Below are 24,463 nucleotides of genomic sequence, written 5' to 3' on the forward strand. Positions count from 1 at the left end.
CCGCATGAGCAACGCCCTTCTCGAATTCTCCGGCCTTCCCCAGTTTGACCGCATCACCCCCGAGGACGTCGCGCCTGCGGTCGATGTGCTCCTTGAGCGTGCCAACGTGGCGCTGGAAAAGGTGACCGCCCCCGACTTTCCCGCCCGCTGGGACGCCATTGCCCAGGTGCTGGACGTGGCCACCGAGCAACTGGGCACAGCCTGGGGCGCGGTGAGCCACCTCAACAGCGTGGCCGACACACCCGAGCTGCGCGCCGCCTATAACGCCGCCCTGCCCCGCGTGACCGAGTTCTGGACCCGCCTGGGCGCCGACGAGCGCCTGTACGCCAAGTACAAGGCCATCGACCCCGCCGCCCTGACCAGCGAGCAGCGCCAGGCGCACAAGAATGCGGTGCGCAACTTCGTGCTCAGCGGCGCGGAGCTGACCGGTACGGCCAAGGACCGCTTTGCCGAAATCCAGGAGCGCCAGGCCGAGCTGAGCCAGAAGTTCAGCGAGAACGCGCTGGACGCCACGGACGCCTTTGCCTACTACGCCACCGAAGCCGAGGTCGATGGCGTGCCGGCCGACGTGCTGCAGGCCGCGCGCGATGCCGCCCAGGCCGATGGCAAGGATGGCTACAAGCTCACGCTGAAGATGCCCTGCTACCTGCCGGTGATGCAGTTCGCCCACCACAGCGCCCTGCGCGAGAAGATCTACCGCGCCTACGTGACGCGCGCCTCGGACCAGGCCGAGGGCGACGCCCGCAAGTACGACAACACGGCGCTGATCAGCGAGATCCTGGCCCTGCGCAAGGAAGAGGCACAGCTGCTGGGCTACGCCAACTTCGGCGAAGTCTCGGTGGTGGCCAAGATGGCCGAATCGCCTGCCGAAGTGGTCAGCTTCCTGCGCGACCTGGCGCACCGCGCCCGCCCCTATGCCGAAAAGGACGTGGCCGACCTGCGCGCCTTCGCCGCAGGCAACCTCGGCCTGGCCAACCCCCAGGCCTGGGACTGGCCCTATGTGGCCGAAAAGCTCAAGGAGGCGCGCTACGCCTTCAGCGAGCAGGAGGTCAAGCAGTACTTCACGGCGCCCAAGGTGCTCGCCGGCCTGTTCAAGATCATCGAGACGCTGTTCGAGGTGGCCATCCGCCGCGACAGCGCCCCGGTGTGGAACCCGGCCGTGGAGTTCTACCGCATCGAGCGCGGCAACACGCTGGTCGGCCAGTTCTACCTGGACCAGCCAGCACGCACCGGCAAGCGCGGCGGTGCCTGGATGGACGACGTGCGCACCCGCTGGCTGCGCCCCGACACCGGCGTGCTGCAGACCCCTGTGGCACACCTGGTGTGCAATTTCGCCAGTGGCGTGGACGGCAAGCCGCCACTGCTCACGCACGATGACGTGATCACCCTGTTCCACGAATTCGGCCACGGCCTGCACCACATGCTGACCCAGGTGAACGAGCGTGACGTCTCGGGCATCGGCGGCGTGGAGTGGGATGCGGTGGAGCTGCCCAGCCAGTTCATGGAGAACTTCTGCTGGGAGTGGGACGTGCTCAAGCACATGACGGCCCATGTGGACACCGGCGAGCCGCTGCCGCGCGCGCTGTTCGACAAGATGATCGCGGCCAAGAACTTCCAGAGCGGCATGCAGACGCTGCGCCAGATCGAGTTCTCGCTGTTCGACATGCTGCTGCACACCGAGCACGACCCGGCGCGGGACATCATGCCCCTGCTGGCCCAGGTGCGTGCCGAGGTGGCGGTACTGCAGCCACCGGCTTTCAGCCGCACGGCGCACACCTTCAGCCACATCTTCGCGGGCGGTTATGCTGCGGGCTACTACAGCTACAAGTGGGCCGAGGTGCTGAGCGCCGACGCCTATGCCGCTTTTGAAGAAACGGTGGGCAGCGATGGCCAGCCGAGCGCCGAGACCGGCCGCCGCTACCGCGAGGCCATCCTGGAAGCCGGCGGCAGCCGCCCGGCGATGGAGTCGTTCAAGGCCTTCCGGGGCCGCGAGCCGCGCCTGGATGCCCTGATGCGCCACCAGGGCATGGCCGAACCGGCCGCAGCCTGAGTTTCCCCACAACACACGGATCCGAGGAGAAAGACGATGCGCAAGAACCTGCTGTCCCTGCCCATGCTGGCCCCGGTGCTGGTCCTTCTTGCCTGCGCGGGAGCCCAGGCGCAAACTGTGTACCGCATCGTCGGGCCCGACGGCAAGGTCACCTTCTCGGACCGAGCACCGGAAAATGCGAGCAAGGCCACGGCCACCACCACCAACCCCGCAACGGGTGCCGTGGGCAGCACGACCGGCCTGCCGCTGGAACTGTCGCGGATCGCCCAGCGCTTTCCCGTCACGCTGTACACCGGCAGTGACTGCGCGCCCTGCCTCAGCGCACGCAGCCTGCTGGTGAACCGGGGCGTGCCCTTCACCGAGCGCAGCGTGACCACCAACGAGGACATTGAGGCACTGCGCAAGCTCAGTGGAGACACCTCGCTGCCCTATGGCACCATCGGCGGCCAGCGCATGATCGGCTTCCAGGACACGGAGTGGACGCAGTACCTGGATGCGGCCGGTTACCCCAAGGCATCGCAATTGACGGCCAGCTACCGGCGCCCTCCCGCCACGCCACTCGCAGCCACAGCAGCCGCTGCTGCCGGGGCCCCCGCCTCGGATGCGGCGGCCACAACGGCTTCGCCACGCGCGCGCCCGGCACCCTCTTCCACCGAAGGCCCGGCGCCCACCAACCCGGCAGGCATCCGGTTCTGAGCCTTCGAGCGGGCACCCGCCCAGCCCCACCCCAAAAGACAATGGGCCGCGACCAGCGGCCCATTGTCTTTTTTGCCGGCCAAGCCCCGACGAGGGGGCGTGCGCAAGCAATCAGTAGCTCAGCGTCTTCACACCCTGGGCGGTGCCCAGCAGGCAGACCGAGGCCTTCTGGTGCGCAAACACCCCCACCGTGACCACACCAGGCCACTGGTTGACGTCAGACTCGAAGGCCAGCGGGTCGGTGATGGACAGGCCGGTGACGTCAAGGATGTGCTGGCCGTTGTCGGTGACCAGGGGCTGTCCATCCTTCTGCCGGATGGACGCCTTGCCGCCCAGGGCCGTAAAGCGGCGTGCAATGTTCTGGGCAGCCATCGGAATCACCTCCACGGGCAGGGGGAACTTGCCCAGCGCCGGCACCAGCTTGGATTCGTCGGCGATGCAGACGAAGCGGCCGGCCAGTGCGGCCACGATCTTCTCGCGCGTGAGCGCTGCGCCGCCGCCCTTGACCATGTGGCCCTGGCCGTCGATTTCGTCGGCGCCGTCGATGTAGACCGACAGGGCTTCGACCTCGTTCGCGTCGAACACGGGAATGCCCAGGGCCTTCAGGCGTTCGGTGCTGGCCACCGAGCTCGACACGGCGCCCTTGATGCTGTCCTTCATGCTGGCCAGCGCGTCGATGAACTTGTTGACGGTGGAGCCCGTGCCCACCCCCACTATCTCGCCAGGCACCACGTATTGCAGGGCAGCCTGGCCTACGAGGGCCTTGAGTTCGTCTTGGGTCAGGGGGATGGAGGTCGTCATGAGGGAAAATCGGAGGTTGTTGCGCAATTATCCCCTGTCATCCCCCCATGTCTCTGATCCCCTACGCCCTCACCCGCCCTTTCCTCTTCGGCATGGATGCCGAAGCCGCGCATGAACTCACCATGGACATGCTGGCGCGCGGGCAACGCACGCCGCTGCAATGGGCCTGGTGCAACACCCGGGTGGACGACCCCATCGAGCTGGCGGGCCTCACCTTTCCCAACCGCGTGGGCATGGCCGCCGGGCTGGACAAGAACGCCCGCGTGATCGACGCCCTGGGCGCCATGGGCTTCGGTTTCGTGGAAGTGGGCACCGTGACGCCCAAGGCTCAGGCCGGCAACCCCAAGCCGCGCATGTTCCGCCTGCCCGAGAAGCGCGCCCTGATCAACCGCCTGGGCTTCAACAACGAAGGGCTGGACGCCTTCTTGCGCAATGTGCAGCAGTCGCGCTTTCGCGAGCAGAAAGGCCGCGGCCCGCGCATGCTGCTGGGCCTGAACATCGGCAAGAATGCCAGCACGCCCATCGAAAATGCCACCAGCGACTACCTGGCCTGTCTGGACGGCGTGTACCCCCATGCCGACTACGTGACGGTGAACATCAGCTCGCCCAACACCCAGAACCTGCGTGCGCTGCAAAGCGACGAGGCGCTGGACGGCCTGCTGGGCGCCATTGCCGAGCGCCGCGAGGTGCTGGCGAAACAGGCCGGCAAGCGCACGCCCATCTTCGTGAAGATCGCGCCCGACCTCAGCGAAGAGCAGGTGTCCGTGATCGCCGCCACTTTGCAGCGCCACGGCATGGACGGCGTGATCGCCACCAACACCACCATCGGCCGCGATGCGGTCAAGGGCCTGCGCCACGCGGAGGAAACCGGTGGCCTGAGCGGCGCACCGGTGCTCGAAGCCAGCAACAACGTGATCCGCCAGCTGCGCGCCGCGCTGGGCGGCCAATTCCCCATCATCGGCGTGGGGGGCGTAATGAGCGCCGACGATGCAGTGAGCAAGATTCGCGCGGGCGCGGACGTGGTGCAGATCTACACCGGGCTGATCTACGAAGGCCCGGCGCTCGTGACCCGGGCGGCGCAGGCCATCAAGGCCCTGCGCTGAGGCACCGGGGCAGGCTCTGCACGCCAGCAATTCCACCAAGTGGTAAAAAACTGGGGTATCCCACAGCACGGACGCCAAGACCATGGCATAGTCGGCGCGATACCAAATGTGTCATCCGATGGCAATCCAATCCATTTTGACCGTGCATGTGGCCTTTGTGGCATCACGGTGATGCCCCGCATTTCCATCCATGAATGTTCTTGTCATTGACGATCACTCCCTGTTTCGAGAGGGACTGCGCCTGCTGCTCGCCGAGCTCGGTTTCGGAATAGACACCCAGATCGCGGGCAGTTGCGAGGAGGGGCTCGAAAAACTGCGGGCGCAGCCCGCAGATGTCGTACTGCTGGACTGGCACATGGAAGGCCTTTCCGGCGCCGATGCCATGGTGGCCATCCGTGAACTGGTGCCCCAGGCACGCCAGATCGTGCTGTCGGGCGAGAAAAGCGCGGCCCTGGTGCGCACGGCGATCGACAACGGTGCGGTCGGCTTCATTGCCAAGGACTCCGAGCCGGAAATACTGCTGCAGGCCCTCAACACCATTGCCTCGGGCGGCATCTACCTGCCTGCCACCCTGCTCTCCGGGCCCGGGAGGACGGCGGCGCCCACGGACAAACACCTGCCCAGCGACCTCACCCAGGCGTTTCCCGAACTGACCCAGCGCCAGGGCGATGTGCTGGCGGCGATCCTGCGCGGCTTGCCCAACAAGGTGATTGCGCGCGAGCTCAACATCAGCGACCAGACCGTGAAGTCGCACCTGAGCGTCATCTTCCGCCAGCTGAACGTCCAGAGCCGCACCGAAGCGGTCTACGTCTGCGCACGGCAAGGTGTGCGCATCGCGTGACGCGATGGGGGGTGGCGCGCAGCGCCACGGATAACTGAAATGCTCCCGCTTGTCACGCAGGGCATGGCCCGTGCCGGGCCCGCTTCATGACGGACTGACGGTCCCGGGCCTGTCGGCCAGAGGCCCCAGGGCCGGAGCACGGCGGTCGGCCACCGGCTCGCCGATCTCTGCCAGCCAGTTGATCAGCAGCGAAGGCAGCACCGGCTTTTGCCACATCGCGATGTTGCCCAGGCGTGCGACCTCGTGGACGTCGATGCCGGGGTCGCCCGTGATGATCGCCACCGGCAGCGCGGGCCAGCGGGTGCGCAGGCGCTGCGCCACATCCAGGCCCGTGGCCTCGCCAGAAAGCCGGTAGTCGGCGACCAGTGCATGCGGAGGTGCCGCCGCCGCGTCGATCGCGGAATCGGGCGGCATGCCGTCCCACTGCGTGACCTTGCAGCCCCAGGACTCGAGCGCCTGCGTGGTCGCCATCCGCACCAGGGCATGGTCCTCGACGAGCCAGACATCCACTGCCATGCCCAACACCGGCTGGGCCGGTGCCGAGAGGGCGCCCGCGCCCGTGCTCTCGAAGATGGGCGCCTGGGGCAAGGTGAGCATGAAGGTCGTTCCCTGGCCGGGATTCGACTGCATGCCCATTTCCAGCCCGAGCAGGGTCGCCAGCCGGCGCACGATGGCCAGGCCCAGGCCACTGCCCTGCCCCGGGTCGCGCGAGGGATTGCCGACCTGGAAGTACTCCTCGAACACGCGGGCCTGCGAGTCGAGCGCAATGCCGATGCCGGTATCGCGGACCTGCAGCTCCACCACGCTTTCCTTCGCGAGCACGGAGACCATGACGCCACCGTCGTTGGTGTACTTCACCGCGTTGTCCACCAGGTTGCGCAAGATGCGCTCCAGCAGAAAGGCGTCACTCAGCACCCACGCCTCATCGTCGCCCTCGGCCACGATGGACACCCCTTTGGCAGCGCACCTCGGCTCGAACTCGCGTGCCAGGTCCTTCACCATGGCGGCGATGTTCAGGGCCTGCATCTGCGGCACGATGCTGCCGGTTTCGAGCTTGGAGAGATCGAGCAGCCCCGAGAACAGCTTGTCCAGCGAGCCTGCCGCATCACGGATGTGGGCGATCAGCTGCGCAGTCTGGGGCGTTTCATGGCGGTGCAGCAGGGAAGAGAAGACCAGCAGGGCATGCAGGGGCTGGCGCAGGTCATGGCTGGCAGCGGCCAGGAACCGCGACTTGGCGGCGTTCGCCTCTTCGGCCACCTGCTTCTCTTCCCCCAGCCGGCGCAGCAGGTCCGCGTTCTCGAAGCGGATTTGCAGCGAATCGCGGAAGGCCTGCGCCGTCTGCCGCGACGAGACCGCGACCACCAGCCCCACGCCAAACAGGGCCAGGGCCAGCGGCAGGCCGTTCGTGCCGCCCTGGGTGAGCCAGAACACGGCGGCGAAGGCCAGGTTGATCCACGCCCCGGCGATGAAGGTCGCCGGGTGCGTTGACGCATTCACCAGCGCCCCACCCAGGTAGATGAGCTGCAGCACGGTGGCAAACGTCGCGATGCCTCCGCTGGTGCCGTAGCCGATCCACCAGACGGTCGTCCCCATCAGGGCCTGGTTGGCCACAGTGATCCACCAGTGATCGGTCTGCTGCTCGGCCAGCGCAGCAGCGTCCGCCGTCTCGAGCATGGCCAGTGCGCGGGCACTGAGCACCGCATTGATCTGGGCCATGAGCACCACGGGAAGCATCCACGCCAGCACGCGCCAGGCCGGCGTGGAAAAGCCAAAGCAGATCGCCGCCACGATGGCCGCCACGACCACCATGGTGCGCGCGCTGACCGACTGCTGCGCACGCAAGCGCAGGGACTCGCGCGCCATCGCTACATCCAATGGGTGATTGGCATCGACGGGAAAGGGCGGTAGAAAATGCATGTAAACAATTGTTACTCAAAAACAAGCCCTACGGAAAGGCCCCATGGCGACCCATTCTCGCTGGTCAGAACCAATCGAAGCGATGCTGCAGGCCCACCCCGCTCCCAGCTGCGATGTACTCATTGTGGGCTCCGGCTATGGGGGGAGTTTCGCAGCGCGCGAACTGGCCGGCCCAGGCGTGGAAACCTGGGTCGTCGAACGCGGCAAGGAATACGCGCTCGGCGACTTCCCCGAGGATATCGGCCACCTGCCCGGCCACCTGCGGATGCAGCGCGGTGCCAGTGGAAAATCCCTGGGCAACGCGCAGGCGCTGCTCCAGGTGCAGAACTTCGACGACGTGGCGGTGCTCACCGGCAGCGGCCTGGGCGGCGGCTCCCTGGTCAACGCCGGCGTGGCCTTCAAGCCGGCGGCCAGCGCCTTTGGCCACGCACGGTGGCCCGGTGTGTACCGGCCCGGCGGCGCACGCCACGGGGCCTTGGTGCAGGCCCTGGACGAAGTCGTCTCGGCGCTGGAGGCGGCCCCCCTGGAACGCGCGGCGGAGCTGCCCAAGTTCCAGGCGCTGTCGCGCCTGGCCGGCGCGCTGCAGGCGGGCGGTGCCCAGCCAGTTGACCTCACCATCTCGAGCACGAAGAGGACCAACGCCCAAGGGGTGGAGATGGAGGCCTGCGTGCGCTGCGGCAACTGTTTCACCGGCTGCAACATCGGCGCCAAAGGATCGCTGGCCACGAACCTCATCCCGGCGGCGCACAGCCGTGGCGCGCGCTTTTTCGTCGGCGGCCATGCCCTGCGGGTAGAGCCCCTCGCGGCATCCGCACACAGCGCCAACGGGCGCGGCCTGCGCTGGCGCGTGCATTTCCGGTGTGCCACGGGCGGCCGCAACACGGCGCCCGCCGAGTTCACCATCGACGCGCACACCGTCATCGTCAGCGCAGGCAGCCTGGGCAGTACCGAGCTGCTGCTGCGGTCCACCGGGCTGCCGCACTCCGGAACGCTCGGCTCCGCCTTTTCCACCAACGGCGACGTGGTGGCGATGGGCTGGCGCCAGCGCCAGAGCGTCAACGCCGTTTCGGCCCCCGAAGCCGGCAGCACCGCACCGAGCCGTGATGTCGGCCCGACGATCTGCGCCACGCTGCGCGTGCCCCTGGAGGTGGATGGTGTGCCGCAGGAGATCCTGGTCCAGGACGGCGCCATCCCCTCCGCGCTCGCCCAGGCCACGAACACCCTGGGCCATACGCTGGCCACCCTGCACCGCTATGTGGGCGACGCCGATGCACGGTTTCCCGGCACCGACGATCCCCTGGCCCTGCCCCCCGGTGCGGCGCGGCACACGCAGTTGCTGCTGGCCATGGGCCAGGACGCGTCGAACGGCAGGATCTCGCTGCGCCCGCCCTCCGGCACCAGTGCCGTGGACCCAGAGGCCCTGGAACTTGACGTGCGCTGGCCGAGCCACGGCAAGACCGCGACCGCAGGGCGTGCCGCGTACTACCAGGCCGTGCACCGCGCACTCCACCAGGCACATGCGGCCGGCGGCTTCGATGGCGGCGACTACCTGCCCAATCCCCTGTGGCACCCGGCACCCGATGGCTTTTCCGACATCATCGCGGGCGGCCAGCGCGAAAAATCGGTCACCGTGCACCCGCTGGGCGGCTGCCCCATGGGCGACGACGGTGCGCAGGGGGTGGTCGACTGGCGCGGCGCGGTCTTCCAAGGCCCGGGGCGCGAGGTGCATGCGGGCCTGCACGTGCTGGACGGAGCCATCGTTCCACGCGCCCTGGGCGTCAATCCCTTCGTCACGATTTCCGCCCTGTCCATGCTCGCGGCCAGGGACATCGCCAGCGAACTGGCCCTGCCGGACCTGGGCAGCGCAGCGCCCGTGGCAGCGAAGCCCATTCCCAGGCCGCAGCCACGTGTGGCGCAGACCACAGGGGCCGGCTCCGATGGGGTGGCGGTGTTTCGCATCCACGAGCACCTGCTGGGCGGTACCGAACAGGGCCACTTTCCCGACTGGGCCCGGCAGCTCCTGTCCCGGCACGACCCCGCGCTGCCGCCCGGGGCCGCGATGCAGCCGCGCGCGTTCATCGCAGCCGTCGAGGTCGCGGTGGACCTGCAGCAATGGCTGGTCAACCCGTCGACCCGCTGGGATGCCTCGATGGCGATCTACGCCAACCCCCTTCCCGGCTGGCCGTCGATCCACTCCGAGGCCTTGAAGGGCGAGCCTTTGCTGCGCGGCCCGGGCCAGGTGTCCCTGCTCGCACTCGACCAGGCCGGCTTCGCGTGCAGGGTCTGGCGTTGGCTGCTGGCGTTCGGCACTTACCTGAAGCGCAGGCCCGGCGGAATCCGCCAGTACTTCACCGCCGACTGGCGCAAGAAGATCATGGCCTTCATCCGCGCGGGCTGGCTGCATACCCACTATCGCACGCTCGACTACCGCTTCACCCTGACCCCGCATGCCAGCACCGCAGGTGAAGCCCTGGAGATCGCCGTCACGGGCCGCAAGCTGCTGGCCTACCGGCATGGCACACGCACGCTGTGGGAAGCGCTCACGATGCTCGACCTCGAACTGCGGCACAAGGACAGCGCGCCCTGGAAGATTGCGCTGCGGGTCGATCTCGCGGATCTCGTGAGCCGGCTGCGGCTGCAGATCCGCGAGGCATCGAGCACGCCGGCCTCCATCGTCGCGCTGGCATCGTTCGCCTCCGTGTGGCTGCGCGCGGTGATGCAGACGCACTTCTGGTCGCTGCGCGGCCTGGACTACGGCAAGTACCAGCGCCCGGCCCTGCCAGCGCATCCGCCCATGAAAACCGCGCAGGGAATCGAAGTCTGGCCAGAGACCGAGGTGCTGAAGGCGGCACGCCGCCATGGCGCGCAGGAACAGATCGATCTCCAGCTGACGGTCTACCGCCCACCCCGCAGCGCGCGCCATGTCCTGTTCATCCATGGGCTGGCCCACGGCAGCGGCGTGTATGCAACGGACACCGTGGACACCAACATGGCCGGCCACTTCCTGCGCGAGGGCTACACCGTCTGGCTGCTGGACAACCGCATGTCCAACCGCCTGGGCTACGCGCGCGATGCGCACACCATGGACGACATTGCGCACAACGACATCCCGGCCGCCATCGACCGCGTCCATGCGCAGGCCGGCAACCAGGCCATCGACGTCTTTGCGCACTGCGTGGGCGCGGGCGCCTTCGCGATGGCGGCGCTGCAGGCGCGCTTTGACACCACCAAGGTGCGCGCGGCCATCATCCATGCCGTGCACCCCTGGGTGGTGCCGTCCGTGTCCAATCGGTTCTCGGGGGCGCTGGCCGCGCTCTACCGCAACCTGCTGACGGGAGACGAGCGCATCGACCCCCTGCCCCCGGCCAACCCCGGCCCTGCCGACGAACTGCTGGACCGCTTCGCCGCGACCCTGGCCTGGTCGGACGAGGAACGCAGCCTGCACGAAGCGCACCGCGAATCGCCGGGCGCAGGCTGCGCCATCTGCAACCGGATGACCGCCTTCTACGGACGCGAATGGGTGCATGGCAACCTGGATCCGCGCACGCACGAGCGGCTCGGCGAACTCGTGGGCGTGGCCGGCGTCGAGGTGTTCCGCCAGCTGTACTTCATCGTGCTGCGCGAGCGGCTCACCAACCGCGAGGGCGAGAACACCTACCTCCTGGAGGACAACTTCCTTCGGAACTGGCACTTTCCCACGCTGTTCGTGCACGGCCTGGACAACCAGGTGTTCGATCCGCGCGGAGCGGCGCGTACCTGGAACCGGCTGCGCCGGGTCTTCGCGCACCGTCCCGGGCGCGTGGTGCGCACCTTCATCCGTGAAGGCTACGGGCACATGGACTTCCTGTTCGGAAAGAATGCCCACCGGGACATCTATCCCCACCTCACCCGCTTTTTCGGGAATCCGGCCGCATTCGAGGACATCTCCGATGGCTGCCACATCGATCCCGACCTGCCGTGCCCGGACGGCCAGTCCAGCGACACCGACCTGGCCGACCGCGACTTCATCGCGCCCATCCGTCCGTTGACCGGCCCCATGCTGCAGGCAGAATGGCACGGGCAGGGAGCCACGCGCCAGCGCCGGTTGGTGATCTGGGTGGAGCAGTACTTCGACACCACCAGCACGCCGATGCCGCCCGAGGTCCGGATCGGTGGCGAAGTGTGCCATGCCGCCCGCGTGACGGCGTTTCCCGGCGTGCTGGAGGAAAGCACCGCGCCGGCCGCGCCGGCCACCGGCCAGGGCTACTACTGGACCTGTGTGCTCGAGGAAAGCGACAGCCTGCGGTTCGCAGGCCTGCCGCCGATCAGCCTGACGCTGCGCTGCCTCCCCCAGGAGTCCGGCACGGCCCGGGCAGTGGAGCCCGACCGCCAGCCCGGTGCAGCGGCGCCGATCCCTGCTCCGAACGCATCGCTGCCCGTCGTTCTCGATCTGGCGGCACTGCCCTGGTGGCAGCACTGGACCACGGAGGGCCAGGCGCGTACCAGCACCAGCTTCCTCGCCAGTTCCTGCCGCTGGCCCGGCATGGCCTTCGAGCGCCGCGCGATCGACGCGCTGGCCGGCGACATGGAGCAGCATGTCACCCATGCCACCGCGCCGGTGCAGGCCTTGCTGCTGCTGGGCGACCAGATCTACGCCGATGCCACGGCCAACATCGCAGAAACCACGGAACGCGATGAACGCAGTGCCCAGCGCTACCGCGAGAGCTGGGGCAGCACCGCCACGCGGCAGCTGTTTTCACGCCTTCCGGTCTGGCTGGTGGTGGACGACCATGAGTTCGACGACAACCTCGATGGTGCGGACCATGCCGCCGCAGACTCCTTGCGCGGGCAGCGCTTCTTCCACGGCTTCCTGGCGGCCACGGCCTACCAGTCGCGCTTTCACCGCCCGGAGCGACCCAGGCTGTCCAGGCAGTCCACGGGCCCGCAGGGATGGAAGGTGGAGCACGGCCTGTGGCACGCATTCGAGGTGGGTGGTATTCCCGCCTTCGCCGCCGATACGCGCACCGAGCGCAGCTCACGCACCCTGCGCAACTGGAGGGACGTGACCATCATGGGCGAAGAACAGATGTGCGCCATCGAAGGCTGGCTGCAGGCGCACCCCAAGGGCCCCAAGCTGCTGTGCAGCGGCAGCGTGTTCGCCCTGCCGGAAAACCGCTTCGTCGCCGAGCCGGCGACCTGCGTCGCGGCCGACAACTGGCTGGGCTACCCGGCCAGCTGGCGCAGGCTGGTCCAGTTCATTGTCAGGAACGAGATCGAGGGACTCATCTTCGTGGCCGGCGACTACCACCTGAGCGCCCTGGTCGAGATCGAGCTCAGCAGCCAGGGCAAATCCGTGACGGCGCTCAATCTGGTGTGTTCGGCGTGGAACGCCAGCCTGCCCTTCGCCAACGCCCAGCAGTCGGATTTCACCTTCGACCAGCCGGTGCGCGCGCCGGGCAGCGATGCGGATGTGGCCATGGTGTCCACCGCACGCTTCGCGTCGGACGCCCTGCGGCAGTTCTCCAAGATCACGGTCAGCCAGGATCCCGCAGACGGCGGCAAGGCAATGGTCGCCATGGACGTCTACGAACCTGGCAACACCCTGGCCAAGGAACTGCGGGCCCCGCTGGCAGTGGGCAGCCGGACCACCGGCGCGCCGCATGTGCAGGCCGTGCAGCCCGCGGCCGTCAGCCCCCGCGCGCCAGGAAGGGCCGAAGCCGGGTGATGAGCGGCATGGCCAGCCCCACCCAGCGGACCAGGCGGCGCGGCCCTGCGACCAGGGCCACACCCGCCAGGGCGGCGACCGCGACCGGGTGCTGCTTGGCAAAGGCCGCAGCCCGCAGCGCAAACGGCTCGTCCGAGGAGGCCTGCTGTGCAGACTGGGCCAGCGCCATCGACTGGGCTCGGGCCACGCGCCGCGCGCGAATGCGCTCGCGCTGCATGGCAATGCGGTCGAGCACGCGCTGCTGCTCGGCCGTGGGTTCGGGAACAAGGGCTTGGTTGTCGGCAGCCATCACAGGCGCTCCTTGATATCGCGCCAGTCCTGGGCGAGTTCCTTGCGGGTCAGGGCAAAGCCGTTGCTGGCCCGCTTGGCCACGGAAACCAGACCCAGCAGCGTGCCGCCCCAGCCCAGCAACCAGGCCCCCGCCACCAGCCAGCCCACGAGCACCCGGTGTTCGGTATCCCAGAAATGCACCAGCACCGCCATGGACAGCATGATGAGTGCCACCACCGTGAGCCCGCCGAGCAGGATGGTGAGCACCAGCAATTGCTGCAGGCGCTGCTTCTGGTCCTGCCATTCCAGGCGGGCCAGGTCCATCCGGTCTTCGGCGGCAATGGCCCCTTCTATGACATTTGCGCGCCAGCGCGCCACCAGCGCATCCAGGCCCAGAAGAGCAAGCCAGTTCATCAGTGTCCTTGGGTTCTACGGGATAAAAGCAAGCGGCGGGGCCAGCGGTTCAATGCACAGCCGCTTCAGCGGCGGGCCAGCAGAAAGCCGACCAGGGCGCCCACGGCCAGCGCAGCACCGGCCACACGCCAGGGTTCGTCATGGGCATAGCGGTCGGCGGCCAGGGCAGCATCCTTGGCCTGGCGGGCGGCGTCCTGGGCAGCACGCACGGCGGCCTCGCGGGCCGAATGCAGGCCATCGTCCAGCTTCTGGCGCAGGATCTTGATGTCGGGCACGGAATCGAGGTCCTTGCTGGCCAGCAGGCCGCGCAGGTCGGACACGAGTTTTTCCAGATCGGCCTGGGTCGTGGAGAGGGATTCGGAAACGCTCATACAGCAAACCTTTCTGATTAGAAATTGAAAAGAACACACCCCATGGGTTGCCTGTGGCTCCCACTCATGCAGCGTTCGTTGTCATCTTAGCGGACACATCGCCAAAAACCATGTAGGACTTGGACGCAATGGCTTACCACTGGCAGGGAGTTGACACGGATCAGGCAGCCATTGCAGCGACGTGCGCACCGATCGCCAGTGCGCTCGTGAGCCCCGGCGACTCGATGCCGAACAGGTTCACCAGCCCTGGCACGCCATGCTCCGCAGGCCCCTGGACCACGAAGTCGGCCGCCGCCTCGCCCGGTGCACTGATCTTGGGGCGCATGCCGGCATAGCCCGGGTCCAGCGCCCCATCGCGCAGTCCCGGCCAGTACTTGCGCACCTCGGGGTAGAAGGCATCGCCGCGGGCCGGGTCCACCTGCAGGTCGGCAGGGTCGTCCACCCATTGCACGTCGGGGCCGAAGCGGGCCTGGCCACCCAGGTCCAGGGTCAGGTGCACGCCCAGGCCCGCGGCCTCGGGTGCGGGGTAGATGAGGCGGCTGAACGGCGCGCGCCCGGCCAGCGTGAAATAGCTGCCCTTGGCGTAGTAAGGCGTGGGCACGTGGCGGGCGTCCAGGCCCCCGAAGCGGCGCGCCAGGTCGGGCGCGGCAAGGCCCGCCGCATTGACCACCGTGCGCGCCAGCAGTTCGGTGCCATCGGCGGCCTGCAGGTGGATGCCTTGGGCCGTGCAGCGTGCCTGGGCCAGCGGCGAGTTGAGCGCCACCAGGCCGCCCGCATGCTCCAGGTCGCCTTGCAGCGCCAGCATCAGCGCATGGCTGTCGACAATGCCGGTGCTGGGCGAATGCAGGGCCGCCACGCACTGCAGCGCGGGCTCCAGCGCCTGCGCGGCCGCGGCGTCCAGCCACTGCAGGTCGGTGACGCCATTGGCCAGGGCACGTGCCGCGATGCCCTGCAGCGCAGGGATCTGGTCGGGGGACGTAGCCACGATGAGCTTGCCACAGCGCTGGTGCGGCACGCCGCGCTCTGCGCAGTAGGCATACAGCATCTCGCGCCCCTGCACGCACAGCCGGGCCTTGAGGGACCCCGTGGCGTAGTACAGACCGGCGTGGATGACCTCGCTGTTGCGCGAACTGGTGCCGGTGCCGATGGCGTCGGCCGCCTCCAGCACCATCGCCTCGCGCCCCTGCAGCGCCAGGGCCCGGGCCACGGCCAGGCCGACCACGCCGGCGCCCACCACCACGCAGTCGACGGCTTCGCTCATCGCGCCGCTGCGTGGTCAAAGCCATCGAGCACGTTCACGGCGTTGTGGCCCAGTTCGGCCGCCGCATAGCCGCCTTCGAGCACGAACACCGTGGGCAGGCCCAGCGCGGCCAGGCGTTCGCCCAGGCGCGTGAAGTCTGTCGTCTTGAGGGCAAACTTGGAGATCGGGTCGTCCTCGAAGGCATCGAGCCCGAGCGAGACCACCAGCGTATCTGCCTGGTACTGCGCAATCCGCACGCAGGCCTGCTCCAGTGCGGCGAACCATTCGTCGGCGCTGGTGCCCGCGGGCAGCGGCAGGTTGAGGTTGAAGCCTGCCCCGGCGCCTTCGCCGGTTTCGTCGGCATGGCCCAGGTAGAACGGGTATTCGGTGCGCGGATCGCCATGCATGCTAATGAAAAGCACGTCGGCACGGTCGTAGAAGATGCTTTGCGTGCCGTTGCCGTGGTGGTAGTCCACGTCGAGCAGGGCCACGCGAGCGGACCCGTGGTTGCGCAGCCATTGCGCGGCCACCGCCGCGTTGTTGATGAAGCAGTAGCCCCCCATGAAATCGGGGCCGGCATGGTGGCCCGGCGGGCGCGTGCAGCAGAACGCGGCGCGCGCGCCCTGCGTCACGCGGGCCGCGGCACTGGCCGCCGCATCGGCCCCGGCCTTGGCGGCCTCCCAGGTGCCTTCGGCCATGGGTGTGCCGTTGTCCATGGAGTACAGGCCCAGTTTGGCGACGAAGTTGTCCGGCTCCACGTCGCTGCGCAGGCTGCGCACCGGCCATACCGAGGGAAAGGGCTGGACGGCGGCGTTGGCCGCGTCCAGCGCCAGCCATTGCTGCCAGGCCGTCTGCAAAAAGGCCAGGTAGCGCGGTGCATGGATCTGGGCCAGCACAGGGCTGCTGTCCACGTCGGGCACCAGCAGGCCGTGGCCGCGTTCGCGCAGCGCATCCTCCACGTACTGGGCGCGGACCGGCTTCTCGAAGCACGGCACGCGCTCGCCGCGGTAGAACTCGTGGACCGGCGCATGCCGGTGGTGCAGGGGGTTGTGGAAGGAGATCATGCGGACACGGGCAGGGAAAGGGTTTCGCGCCAGCGTCCTTCACGTGCTCCATGGACGCCGGCAGGGCTCACCACTTTAGCGCGTCCCGCACCACCTGGAACCCAATCCGTGCACCAGACGGCAGCAGGACCCGTCTCGATGGCCCTTCGCTGGCGCCACACCCCGCCAGCCCGGCCAGTGCGCCCATGACCACGGCCAGCAACCCCGCACACAGGAAGACAGTCGCCCTCTTCCCCCTGCCCGGATGTGCAAACCACCGCGCACTTGGCGCTACCCGCCATCCTGGCACAGCGCTTGCATCTCATCTTGTATCCAAGATTGAATTCTTCAAAATGGTGCAAACAACAAGCCCCCTGGTCGCCGAACTTTCCCCCGCAGCGGCAGGCCTGCCGGTGCTGGCGCCGCAGGCCTGGATCCTGCGCTGCGAGCCGCCCATCGCCGGCACGCCGGGCGGGCCGCTCAGCGGCCTCACTTTTGCGGTCAAGGACAACATCGACGTGGCGTGCCACCCCACCTCGGCCGCCTGCCCTGCCTTTGCCTACACCGCCACGGCCCACGCGGCCGTGGTGCAGCGCCTGCTCGATGCGGGCGCCACGCTGGTGGGCAAGACCAACCTGGACCAGTTCGCCTGCGGGCTCAACGGCACGCGCTCGCCGCACGGCGCCGTGCCCAATGCGCTGGACCCGGCCTGCGTGTCGGGCGGCTCCAGCTCGGGCTCGGCCTATGTGGTAGCCACGGAGCAGGTGGATTTCGCGCTGGGCACCGACACGGCGGGCTCGGGCCGCGTGCCGGCCGGGCTGAACAACATCGTCGGCATCAAGCCGACCAAGGGCCTGGTCAGCGCACGCGGCGTGGTGCCCGCGGCGCAGAGTGCCGACTGCGTCTCGATCTTCGCGCGCACGGTGGACCTGGCGGCCCGCGTGCTGCAGGTGGCCCAGGGCTACGACGCACAGGACCCCTATGGCCGCCAGCTCACGCTGGCCCGCCAGCCGCTGCCCGTGGGCTTTCGCTTCGGCGTGCCCGACGTGCTGGAGTTCTTTGGCGACGCTGCGGCCGAGGCGGCCTTCGCCGAAGCCGTGTCCCGGCTGAAGGCCCTGGGCGGCACGCCGGTCTCCATCCACTACGCGCCGCTGGCCCAGGCCGCCGCCCTGCTCTACGAAAGCGCCCTGGTGGCCGAGCGCTACGCCGCCGTGCGCAGCTTCTTCGATGCGCATGCCGACGAGGTGGTGGAGCCGGTGCGCAGCATCCTGGCCAGCGGGCGCGGCTACAGCGCGGCCGACCTGTGCGATGCCCAGACCCGCCTGCGCGCGCTGGGCCAGCAGGTGGCACCCATGTGGCAAGGGGCCGAGGCCATCGATGTGCTGCTGGTGCCCACGGCGCCCACGCACTACACCATTGCCGCGATGCAGGCCGACCCGGTGGTGCTCAACCGCAACCTCGGGGCCTACACCAACTTCGTCAACCTGCTGGACTACGCCGCCATCTCGGTACCCAGCAGCCTGCGCGCCGATGGCCTGCCCTTCGGCATCACCCTCATCGGCCCCTGCGGCAGCGACCTGCAACTGGCCGAGCTGGGCCAGCGCTACCACCATGCCACTGGCCTGCCCCAGGCCGCCGGCAGCACGCCCCTGCCCGCGCCCCAGCCCATTGCCGGGCTGCAGGCGCCTGCCACGGTGCGGGTCGCCGTGGTGGGCGCGCACCTGAGTGGCATGCCGCTCAACGGCCAGCTCACCGAGCGCGGCGCCACGCTGGAGCGCGCCACCGAGACCGCACCCGATTACCAGCTCTACGCCCTGCCCGGCACCGTGCCGCCCAAGCCCGGCCTGCTGCGCGTGGCGCCCGGCCAGGGCACGCGCATCGCCGTCGAGGTCTGGCGCATGCCGGCCGCGCACTACGGCAGCTTCGTCGCGCTGATCCCGCAGCCACTGGGCATAGGCACCCTGTCCCTGGCCGACGGCAGCAGCGTGCAGGGCTTCATATGCGAACCGCTGGCCCTGGCCGGTGCGCGCGATATCAGCCACTTTGGCGGCTGGCGGGCGTACATCGCGTCGCTCAAGGCCAGCACCTGAACCCCTTGTCCATTCCCTTCCAACCCTGCTGCAGGAGCCTTCCATGACATCCCACAGTTCTCCCCTTTCCAACGGCAGCTCGCGCCGCCGCATCCTGCAGGCCTCGGCCGCCACCCTCGGTGCGCTGGCCGCGCCCGCACTGGTGCACGCCCAGGCGGGCCCCAAGATCCGCATCGGCTTCTGGCCCGTGGCGGCTGGCCTGCCTTTCTTCGCGGCGGTGGAAAAGGGCTACTTCAAGGAGGCCGGGCTGGACGTGGAGCCGCTCAAGTTCGCGGGCGCCCAGCAGGTGATGGAGGCCATGCTCTCGGGCCGGTCCGACGGCAGCTCCAACGGCACGGGTTCGGCCAACCTGGCCATCGGCGAGATCGCCCAGCCCGGCCTGTTCAAGATCTTCGCCACCAACCCGAGCAACGCCAAGTTCGTGCTCGACCAGTTCATCACCGGCAAGGACAGCGCCATCAAGACCATGGCCGACCTCAAGGGCAAGAAGGTCGCGTCGGGCCCCGGCATCCAGAACATGACCCTGTGCAAGACCATGCTGGAGCGCGCCGGCGCCAGCGGCGTCACGGTGACCGAGCTGCCCATCGGCCAGCACATCGCCGCCATCGTGGCCGGCCAGGTCGATGCCTGTTACACGCTCGAACCCACGGGCACCATCGGGCGCATGAACGGCACCACGCGGGTGATCGAGTCGGGCGTGGTGGCCAGGTACATCCTGGGCGACGCCATGGCCCCCTGGCACGGTGGCGCAGCCAGCCTGACCAGCGAATTCATCAAGAAGAACCCCGACGCCGCCAAGAAGTTCATCGCCGCCTATGCCCGTGGCATCGAGCTGGTGCGCAGCAAGCCCGAGGAGGCACGCCAGTTCATGAAGGGCTACACCGCCATCGAGGGCCCGCTCACGGCCGAGGTGCCCCTGGCCTCGTACATGCTCTACAACGAGTTCAAGCCCAGCGACCTGGCGCACTTCCAGAAGTTCTACGACCTGTTCACCGAAAAAGGCATCTTCGAGAAGAAGGTCGTGGTCGACAGCCTGATCTACAAGGCCTGAGGGCAGGACGCGCCATGGCCGACAACACGTCCACCACCGCCGGCGCCTGGTCGCCACCCGCGGGCAAGGCGGCTTCCGCCGCGCCCAGGAAACCCGCCTGGGACAAGTTCCTGCCCTTTGCCGGGCCGCTGGCCCTGTTCATCGTCTGGGACCTGGTGGTGCGCCTGGGCTTCATCAAGCCCATATTGCTGCCCCCGCCAGGAACCACCGTGCTCACCCTGGTCACCGGCCTGGCCGGCGGGCCGCTGCTGCTGGACTTTGCCGTGACCGTCTGGCGCACGGTGCAGGCCTTTCTGATCGCGGCCGTGGTCGGCGTGCCCCTGGGGGTGCTGCTGGGCAGCAACGAGCGCGCCTACCGCAGCGTGGAGTTTTTGATCGACTTCTTCCGCTCCACGCCCTCCTCGGCGCTGATCCCGCTGTTCCTGTTGATCTTCGGCGTGTCGGACGTGAACAAGGTGGCCATCGCCGCGTTCGGCGCCTTTTTGATCGTGATCTTCAACAGCGCCTACGGTGTCATCAACGCCCGCAAGCAGCGCGTGATGGCGGCGCGCGTCATGGGCGCCTCGCGCTGGCAGATCTTCAAGGACGTGCTGGTCTGGGAGAGCCTGCAGCCCACCTTCGTCGGCCTGCGCTCGGCCGTGTCGATGGCGCTGGTCATCGTGATCGTGGCCGAGATGTTCATCGGCTCGGACAACGGCCTGGGCCACCGCATCATCGACGCGCAGCAGGTGCTCAACGTCAAGAGCATGTACGCCGCCATCCTGGCTGCCGGCGCGCTGGGCTATGCCCTGAACATTTTGTTCCTCGTCGCCGAGCGCAAGATCGTGCACTGGAGCGGCCGATGAACACCGTCGTCAACGGCGCCGTGTACGCCGACGTGCCCCGCCGCGCCTTCACGCCCGGCCCGGCCGGCACGCACATCACCATCCGCGGGCTGACCAAGTACTTCGCGGGCTGGCCGCTGTACGAGGACTTCGACCTCGACATCCCCAAGCACAAGATCGTCTCGGTCTTCGGCCCCAACGGCTGCGGCAAGAGCACCCTGATCAACATGATCGCAGGCCTCGTGCCCATCGACCGCGGCGAGATCCTGTTCGACGGCAAGAGCCTCAAGGACACCAAGATCGGCTACGTCTTCCAGAACTACCGCGAGGCGATGTTCCCGTGGATGCGCACCATCGACAACATCGCCTACCCGCTCCAACTCGAAGGCAAGAGCAAGGCCGAGGTGGACCGCCGCATGGCCGAGCTGGTGGCCTCGTTCGACGTGAAGTTCGACCTCAACCGCTACCCCTACGAGCTCTCGGGCGGACAGCAGCAGACGGCGTCCATCATGCGGGCGCTGGCGCCCAACCCCGAGGTGCTGTTCCTCGACGAGCCCTTCTCGGCGCTGGACTTCGAGATGACGCTGTTCATCCGCGAGAAGCTGCAGGAGGTGTTCATGCAGACCGGCACCACCATGCTGCTGGTCTCGCACGACCTCGAAGAAGCCGTCTACTTGGCCGACGAGGTGCTGCTCTTGACCAAGCGCCCGACCAAGGTGGCCGAGATCCTGCGCTACGAGGACGCGCGCCCGCGCACCCTGGCCACGCTGAGCGAGCCGAGCTTCGTGGCGATGAAGAAGCTCAGCCTGGAGATCTTCCAGCGCGAGGTGCGCCGATGAACGCCGCCGAGCTCGAACGCTACCTGGACGCGGCCTCGGCAGCCATCGGCCTGCCCATCGCGCCCGAACACCGCACGGCCGTGCTCGGCTACTTGGCGCTGGCCAGCGGCTTTGCCGATACGGTCAACGCCGTGCCTCTGGACGCCACGGACGAACCCGCCATGGCCTTCGTGCCCGTGGCACCGCTGGAGGGCAGCGCATGACGGCCCCCTGGTGGCAGCAGGACGCCGCCGGCATGGCCCAGGCCGTGGCAGCGCGCGACGTGACAGCCACGGCGCTGGTGGCGGCCTGCCTGGCGCGCATCGCGCAGACCGACGCCCGCGTGAACGCCTTCACCGAGGTGCTGGGCACCCGCGCCCTGGCACGCGCCGCGCGCATCGACGCCGGCCTGGCCGATGGCACGCAGGCCGCCCTGCCCCTGCTGGGCGTGCCCTTTGCGGTGAAGAACCTGTTCGATGTGGAAGGCATCGCCACCCTGGCGGGCTCGAAGATCGAGCGCAGCTCCGCACCCGCCACGGCCGATGGCCTGCTGGTGCAGCGGCTGGAGGCCGCGGGCGCCATCCTGGTCGGTGCGCTCAACATGGACGAGTACGCCTACGGCTTCACCACCGAGAACAGCCACGAGGGCGCCTGCCACAACCCGCACGACCTGGCACGCATCGCAGGCGGCTCCTCGGGCGGTTCGGGCGCCGCCGTGGCCGCGGGCCAGGTGCCGATCACCCTGGGCTCGGACACCAATGGCTCCATCCGCGTGCCAGCCTCGCTGTGCGGGGTGTTCGGCCTCAAGCCCAGCTTCGGGCGCCTGCCGCGCACGGGCAGCTTTCCCTTCATCTCCAGCCTGGACCACCTGGGCCCCATGGCGCGCAGCGTGCGCGACCTGGCGCTGGCCTACGACGCCCTGCAGGGGCCCGAGGCGCCTGGTGCGCACACCGATGCCGGCTGCGCGCAGCGGCCCGTGGAGCCGGTTTTCCAAACGCTGGGGCAAGGCACGGCGGGTCTGCGCATCGGTGTGCTCGGCGGCTACTTTTCGGACAACGCCCTGCCCGAGGCGCGCAACGCCGTGGCGCGGGTGGCGCAGGCGCTGGGCGCCGAGGCCGAGCCGGTGGAACTGCCGCTGGTGGAGGCCGGCCGTGCCGCGGCCTTCCTCATCACCAATGCCGAGGCCGGGGCCCTGCACCTGGATAACCTGCGCACGCGGGCGGCCGACTTCGAACCGCTGTCGCGCGACCGCTTCCTGGCCGGTGCACTGATCCCGGCCGCCTGGGTGGCACGGGCCCAGCGCGTGCGCAGCCGCTACGCCCATGCCGCCGCCCAGGTGCTCTCGCGCTACGACCTGCTGCTGGCCCCTGCCACGCCCTGCGCGGCCACGCCCATCGGCACCGAGCGCTTCGACCTCAACGGGCGCGGCCTGCCGCTGCGCCCCAACATGGGCCTGCTGACCCAGCCGATCTCGTGCATCGGCCTGCCCGTGTGCTCCGTGCCCGTGTGGGGCGCCCACCCCACCTTGCCCCTCGGCGTGCAGCTCATCGCCGCGCCCTGGCGCGAAGACCTGGCGCTGCGCGCCGCCGCCGTGCTGGAGGCTACAGGCATCTGCCAGGCACCGGTCGCATCCCTCTGAAAGCCCGCACCATGCCCTACACCATCAACCAGCCCGAGGTGCTTGCCGAAGTGCAGGCCGTGTTCGCCCGCTACGAAAACGCGCTGGTGAACAACCAGGTCGACGTGCTCGACGAGCTGTTCTGGGACAGCCCCCACACCCTGCGCTACGGCGCCACCGAGAACCTGTACGGCTACGCGCAGATCCAGGCGTTTCGCGCCGCACGCCCGTCCCAGGGCCTGCAGCGGCGCCTGCTCAACACCGTGATCACCACCTATGGCCGCGACTTCGCCACCGCCAACGCCGAGTTCCAGCGCGAGGGCAGCGCCCGCACCGGCCGCCAGAGCCAGACCTGGCTGCGCACGCCAGCCGGCTGGCGCGTGGTGGCCGCCCACGTGAGCCTGCTGGACTGACCCCGCTCCTCTTTCCCCCTGCAACCCACCCCGCCGAAAGGACCGCCATGAAACCCGAGAAACCCATGTCCCGCCTTGCCCCCCCGAACCGCCGCGGCGCCCTCCAATCCCTCGCGGCGCTGGGCGCTGTCGGCAGCCTGGGCGGATGGGCCCAGCAGGCCAACGCGCAGGCTCCGCTCACCGTGGGCGTGATCTACGTGGGCCCGCGCGACGACTACGGCTACAACCAGGCCCATGCCCAGGCGGCGGCCGAGCTCAAGAAGATGCCTGGCGTGAAGGTGGTCGAAGAGGAGAACGTGCCCGAGACCGCCGCCGTGCAGAAGACCATGACCGGCATGATCGCGCAGGACGGTGCCAAGCTGCTGTTCCCGACCTCGTTCGGCTACTTCGACCCACACCTGCTGGCCTTGGCCGCCAAGTACCCCGACGTGCGCTTTTCGCACTGCGGCGGCATGTGGACCGAGGGCAAGCACCCCAAGAACGCTGGCAGCTTCTTCGGCTACATCGACGAGTGCCAGTTCCTCAATGGCGTCATTGCCGGCCACATGAGCAAGAGCGGCAAGATCGCCTTCATCGCGGCCAAGCCCATTCCGCAGGTGCTGCGCAACATCAACGCCTTCACGCTGGGCGCGCGCTCGGTCAAGCCGGGCATCACCTGCAGCGTGATCTTCACGGGCGAATGGTCCATGGCCGTCAAGGAGGCCGAGGCCACCAACAGCCTGGCCGACCAGGGCTGCGACGTGTTCACCATGCACGTGGACGGGCCCAAGGTCATCGTCGAGACCGCCGCCAAGCGCGGCAAGATGGTCTGCGGCTACCACGCCAGCCAGGCCAAGCTGGCGCCCCAGGCCTACCTGACGGGCGCCGAGTGGAACTGGCTCACGGCCTACACCACCATCATCGAGGCGGCGCGCACGGGCAAGCCGCACCCCAACTTCCTGCGCGGGGGCCTGAAGGAAGGCTTCGTGAAGATGTCCGCCTACGGCCCGGCCGTGAGCGATGCGGCGAAGAAGCAGGCCGACGAGACCAAGGTCAAGATGGTCGCGGGCGGCTTCGACATCTTCAAGGGCCCGCTCAAGACCAACAAGGGCAAGGAGGTCATCGCCAGCGGCAAGTCGTTCAAGCAGACCGACCTGGAGCTGGAAAAGATGGACTACCTGGTCGAAGGCGTCCAGGGCTCCTTCTAAGCAAGGGACTGC

The 24,463-nt window shown here is 68.6% G+C and carries 20 protein-coding genes; 13 read left to right on the top strand and 7 right to left on the bottom strand.

The annotated features are described in order from the left end of the window. The first annotated feature begins 4 nt into the window (after positions 1 to 4). Positions 5 to 2,050: a M3 family metallopeptidase gene (locus AC07PF_RS11235; RefSeq protein WP_494611886.1), complete on the top strand. Its 2,046-nt coding sequence runs from the start codon at positions 5 to 7 to the stop codon at positions 2,048 to 2,050. A gap of 36 nt (positions 2,051 to 2,086) precedes the next feature. Then, the gene (locus AC07PF_RS11240) at positions 2,087 to 2,746 is read left to right on the top strand and encodes a DUF4124 domain-containing protein (RefSeq protein ID WP_494611887.1); all 660 of its coding nucleotides are present in this window, start codon (positions 2,087 to 2,089) and stop codon (positions 2,744 to 2,746) included. Between the two features lie 111 nt (positions 2,747 to 2,857). Here AC07PF_RS11240 and rpiA read toward each other — a convergent pair whose 3' ends face one another. Further along, a complete protein-coding gene (gene rpiA, locus AC07PF_RS11245; protein WP_494611888.1) occupies positions 2,858 to 3,547 on the bottom strand; it encodes a ribose-5-phosphate isomerase RpiA in 690 nt (229 codons plus the stop codon). Positions 3,548 to 3,594: 47 nt separating this feature from the next. Between rpiA and AC07PF_RS11250 the strand changes: the two genes are divergently transcribed. Both AC07PF_RS11250 and AC07PF_RS11255 read left to right on the top strand, forming a co-directional pair. Next, positions 3,595 to 4,650: a quinone-dependent dihydroorotate dehydrogenase gene (locus AC07PF_RS11250; RefSeq protein ID WP_494611889.1), complete on the top strand. Its 1,056-nt coding sequence runs from the start codon at positions 3,595 to 3,597 to the stop codon at positions 4,648 to 4,650. A gap of 190 nt (positions 4,651 to 4,840) precedes the next feature. Further along, complete coding sequence (locus AC07PF_RS11255) at positions 4,841 to 5,491, top strand: response regulator (RefSeq protein WP_007850470.1); 651 nt, start codon at positions 4,841 to 4,843, stop codon at positions 5,489 to 5,491. An 84-nt stretch (positions 5,492 to 5,575) separates the two neighbouring features. On the opposite strand, the gene AC07PF_RS11260 is transcribed toward AC07PF_RS11255, so the two are convergent. Further along, complete coding sequence (locus AC07PF_RS11260) at positions 5,576 to 7,354, bottom strand: ATP-binding response regulator (RefSeq protein WP_494611890.1); 1,779 nt, start codon at positions 7,352 to 7,354, stop codon at positions 5,576 to 5,578. A gap of 97 nt (positions 7,355 to 7,451) precedes the next feature. Here AC07PF_RS11260 and AC07PF_RS11265 point away from each other — a divergent pair, with 97 nt between their 5' ends. Further along, the gene (locus AC07PF_RS11265) at positions 7,452 to 13,112 is read left to right on the top strand and encodes an alpha/beta fold hydrolase (protein WP_494611891.1); all 5,661 of its coding nucleotides are present in this window, start codon (positions 7,452 to 7,454) and stop codon (positions 13,110 to 13,112) included. On the opposite strand, the gene AC07PF_RS11270 is transcribed toward AC07PF_RS11265, so the two are convergent. The 5 genes from AC07PF_RS11270 to AC07PF_RS11290 form a co-directional block, all read right to left on the bottom strand. Continuing rightward, positions 13,075 to 13,401: a hypothetical protein gene (locus AC07PF_RS11270; protein ID WP_007850480.1), complete on the bottom strand. Its 327-nt coding sequence runs from the start codon at positions 13,399 to 13,401 to the stop codon at positions 13,075 to 13,077. The genes AC07PF_RS11265 and AC07PF_RS11270 overlap by 38 nt on opposite strands. Next, entirely contained in the window at positions 13,401 to 13,796 is a 396-nt protein-coding gene (locus AC07PF_RS11275; RefSeq protein WP_145696571.1) for a phage holin family protein, read from the bottom strand. The genes AC07PF_RS11270 and AC07PF_RS11275 overlap by 1 nt, the downstream gene beginning before the upstream one ends. Positions 13,797 to 13,861: 65 nt before the next feature. Beyond that, positions 13,862 to 14,167, bottom strand: coding sequence for a DUF883 family protein (locus AC07PF_RS11280; protein WP_007850485.1), 306 nt, complete (start codon positions 14,165 to 14,167; stop codon positions 13,862 to 13,864). A gap of 160 nt (positions 14,168 to 14,327) precedes the next feature. Beyond that, complete coding sequence (locus tag AC07PF_RS11285; RefSeq protein WP_494611892.1) at positions 14,328 to 15,428, bottom strand: NAD(P)/FAD-dependent oxidoreductase; 1,101 nt, start codon at positions 15,426 to 15,428, stop codon at positions 14,328 to 14,330. Next, complete coding sequence (locus tag AC07PF_RS11290) at positions 15,425 to 16,471, bottom strand: histone deacetylase family protein (protein ID WP_494611893.1); 1,047 nt, start codon at positions 16,469 to 16,471, stop codon at positions 15,425 to 15,427. The genes AC07PF_RS11285 and AC07PF_RS11290 overlap by 4 nt, the downstream gene beginning before the upstream one ends. 332 nt (positions 16,472 to 16,803) lie before the next feature. Between AC07PF_RS11290 and atzF the strand changes: the two genes are divergently transcribed. The 8 genes from atzF (at position 16,804) to AC07PF_RS11330 (ending at position 24,451) form a co-directional block, all read left to right on the top strand. Next, positions 16,804 to 18,540 (top strand): allophanate hydrolase, encoded by a 1,737-nt coding sequence (gene atzF / locus AC07PF_RS11295; RefSeq protein ID WP_494611894.1) that lies wholly within the window; start codon positions 16,804 to 16,806, stop codon positions 18,538 to 18,540. Positions 18,541 to 18,583: 43 nt separating this feature from the next. Continuing rightward, on the top strand, positions 18,584 to 19,591 hold the full coding sequence (locus AC07PF_RS11300; protein WP_494611895.1) for an ABC transporter substrate-binding protein: 1,008 nt from the start codon (positions 18,584 to 18,586) through the stop codon (positions 19,589 to 19,591). A 14-nt stretch (positions 19,592 to 19,605) separates the two neighbouring features. Further along, positions 19,606 to 20,436, top strand: coding sequence for an ABC transporter permease (locus AC07PF_RS11305; RefSeq protein ID WP_007850497.1), 831 nt, complete (start codon positions 19,606 to 19,608; stop codon positions 20,434 to 20,436). After that, complete coding sequence (locus AC07PF_RS11310) at positions 20,433 to 21,254, top strand: ABC transporter ATP-binding protein (RefSeq protein WP_494611896.1); 822 nt, start codon at positions 20,433 to 20,435, stop codon at positions 21,252 to 21,254. The genes AC07PF_RS11305 and AC07PF_RS11310 overlap by 4 nt, the downstream gene beginning before the upstream one ends. After that, positions 21,251 to 21,457, top strand: a complete 207-nt coding sequence (locus AC07PF_RS11315) for a DUF4089 domain-containing protein (RefSeq protein WP_007850504.1) — start codon at positions 21,251 to 21,253, stop codon at positions 21,455 to 21,457. The genes AC07PF_RS11310 and AC07PF_RS11315 overlap by 4 nt, the downstream gene beginning before the upstream one ends. Beyond that, a complete protein-coding gene (locus tag AC07PF_RS11320; protein ID WP_494611897.1) occupies positions 21,454 to 22,872 on the top strand; it encodes an AtzE family amidohydrolase in 1,419 nt (472 codons plus the stop codon). The genes AC07PF_RS11315 and AC07PF_RS11320 overlap by 4 nt, the downstream gene beginning before the upstream one ends. An 11-nt stretch (positions 22,873 to 22,883) precedes the next feature. Next, positions 22,884 to 23,264, top strand: coding sequence for an oxalurate catabolism protein HpxZ (gene hpxZ, locus AC07PF_RS11325; RefSeq protein ID WP_494611898.1), 381 nt, complete (start codon positions 22,884 to 22,886; stop codon positions 23,262 to 23,264). Between the two features lie 65 nt (positions 23,265 to 23,329). Then, positions 23,330 to 24,451 carry a BMP family ABC transporter substrate-binding protein gene (locus tag AC07PF_RS11330; protein WP_494611899.1) on the top strand — a complete coding sequence of 374 codons (1,122 nt, stop codon included), beginning with the start codon at positions 23,330 to 23,332 and terminating at the stop codon, positions 24,449 to 24,451. Positions 24,452 to 24,463 lie beyond the last annotated feature (12 nt).

The organism is Acidovorax sp. GW821-FHT10A04 (assembly GCF_059415825.1).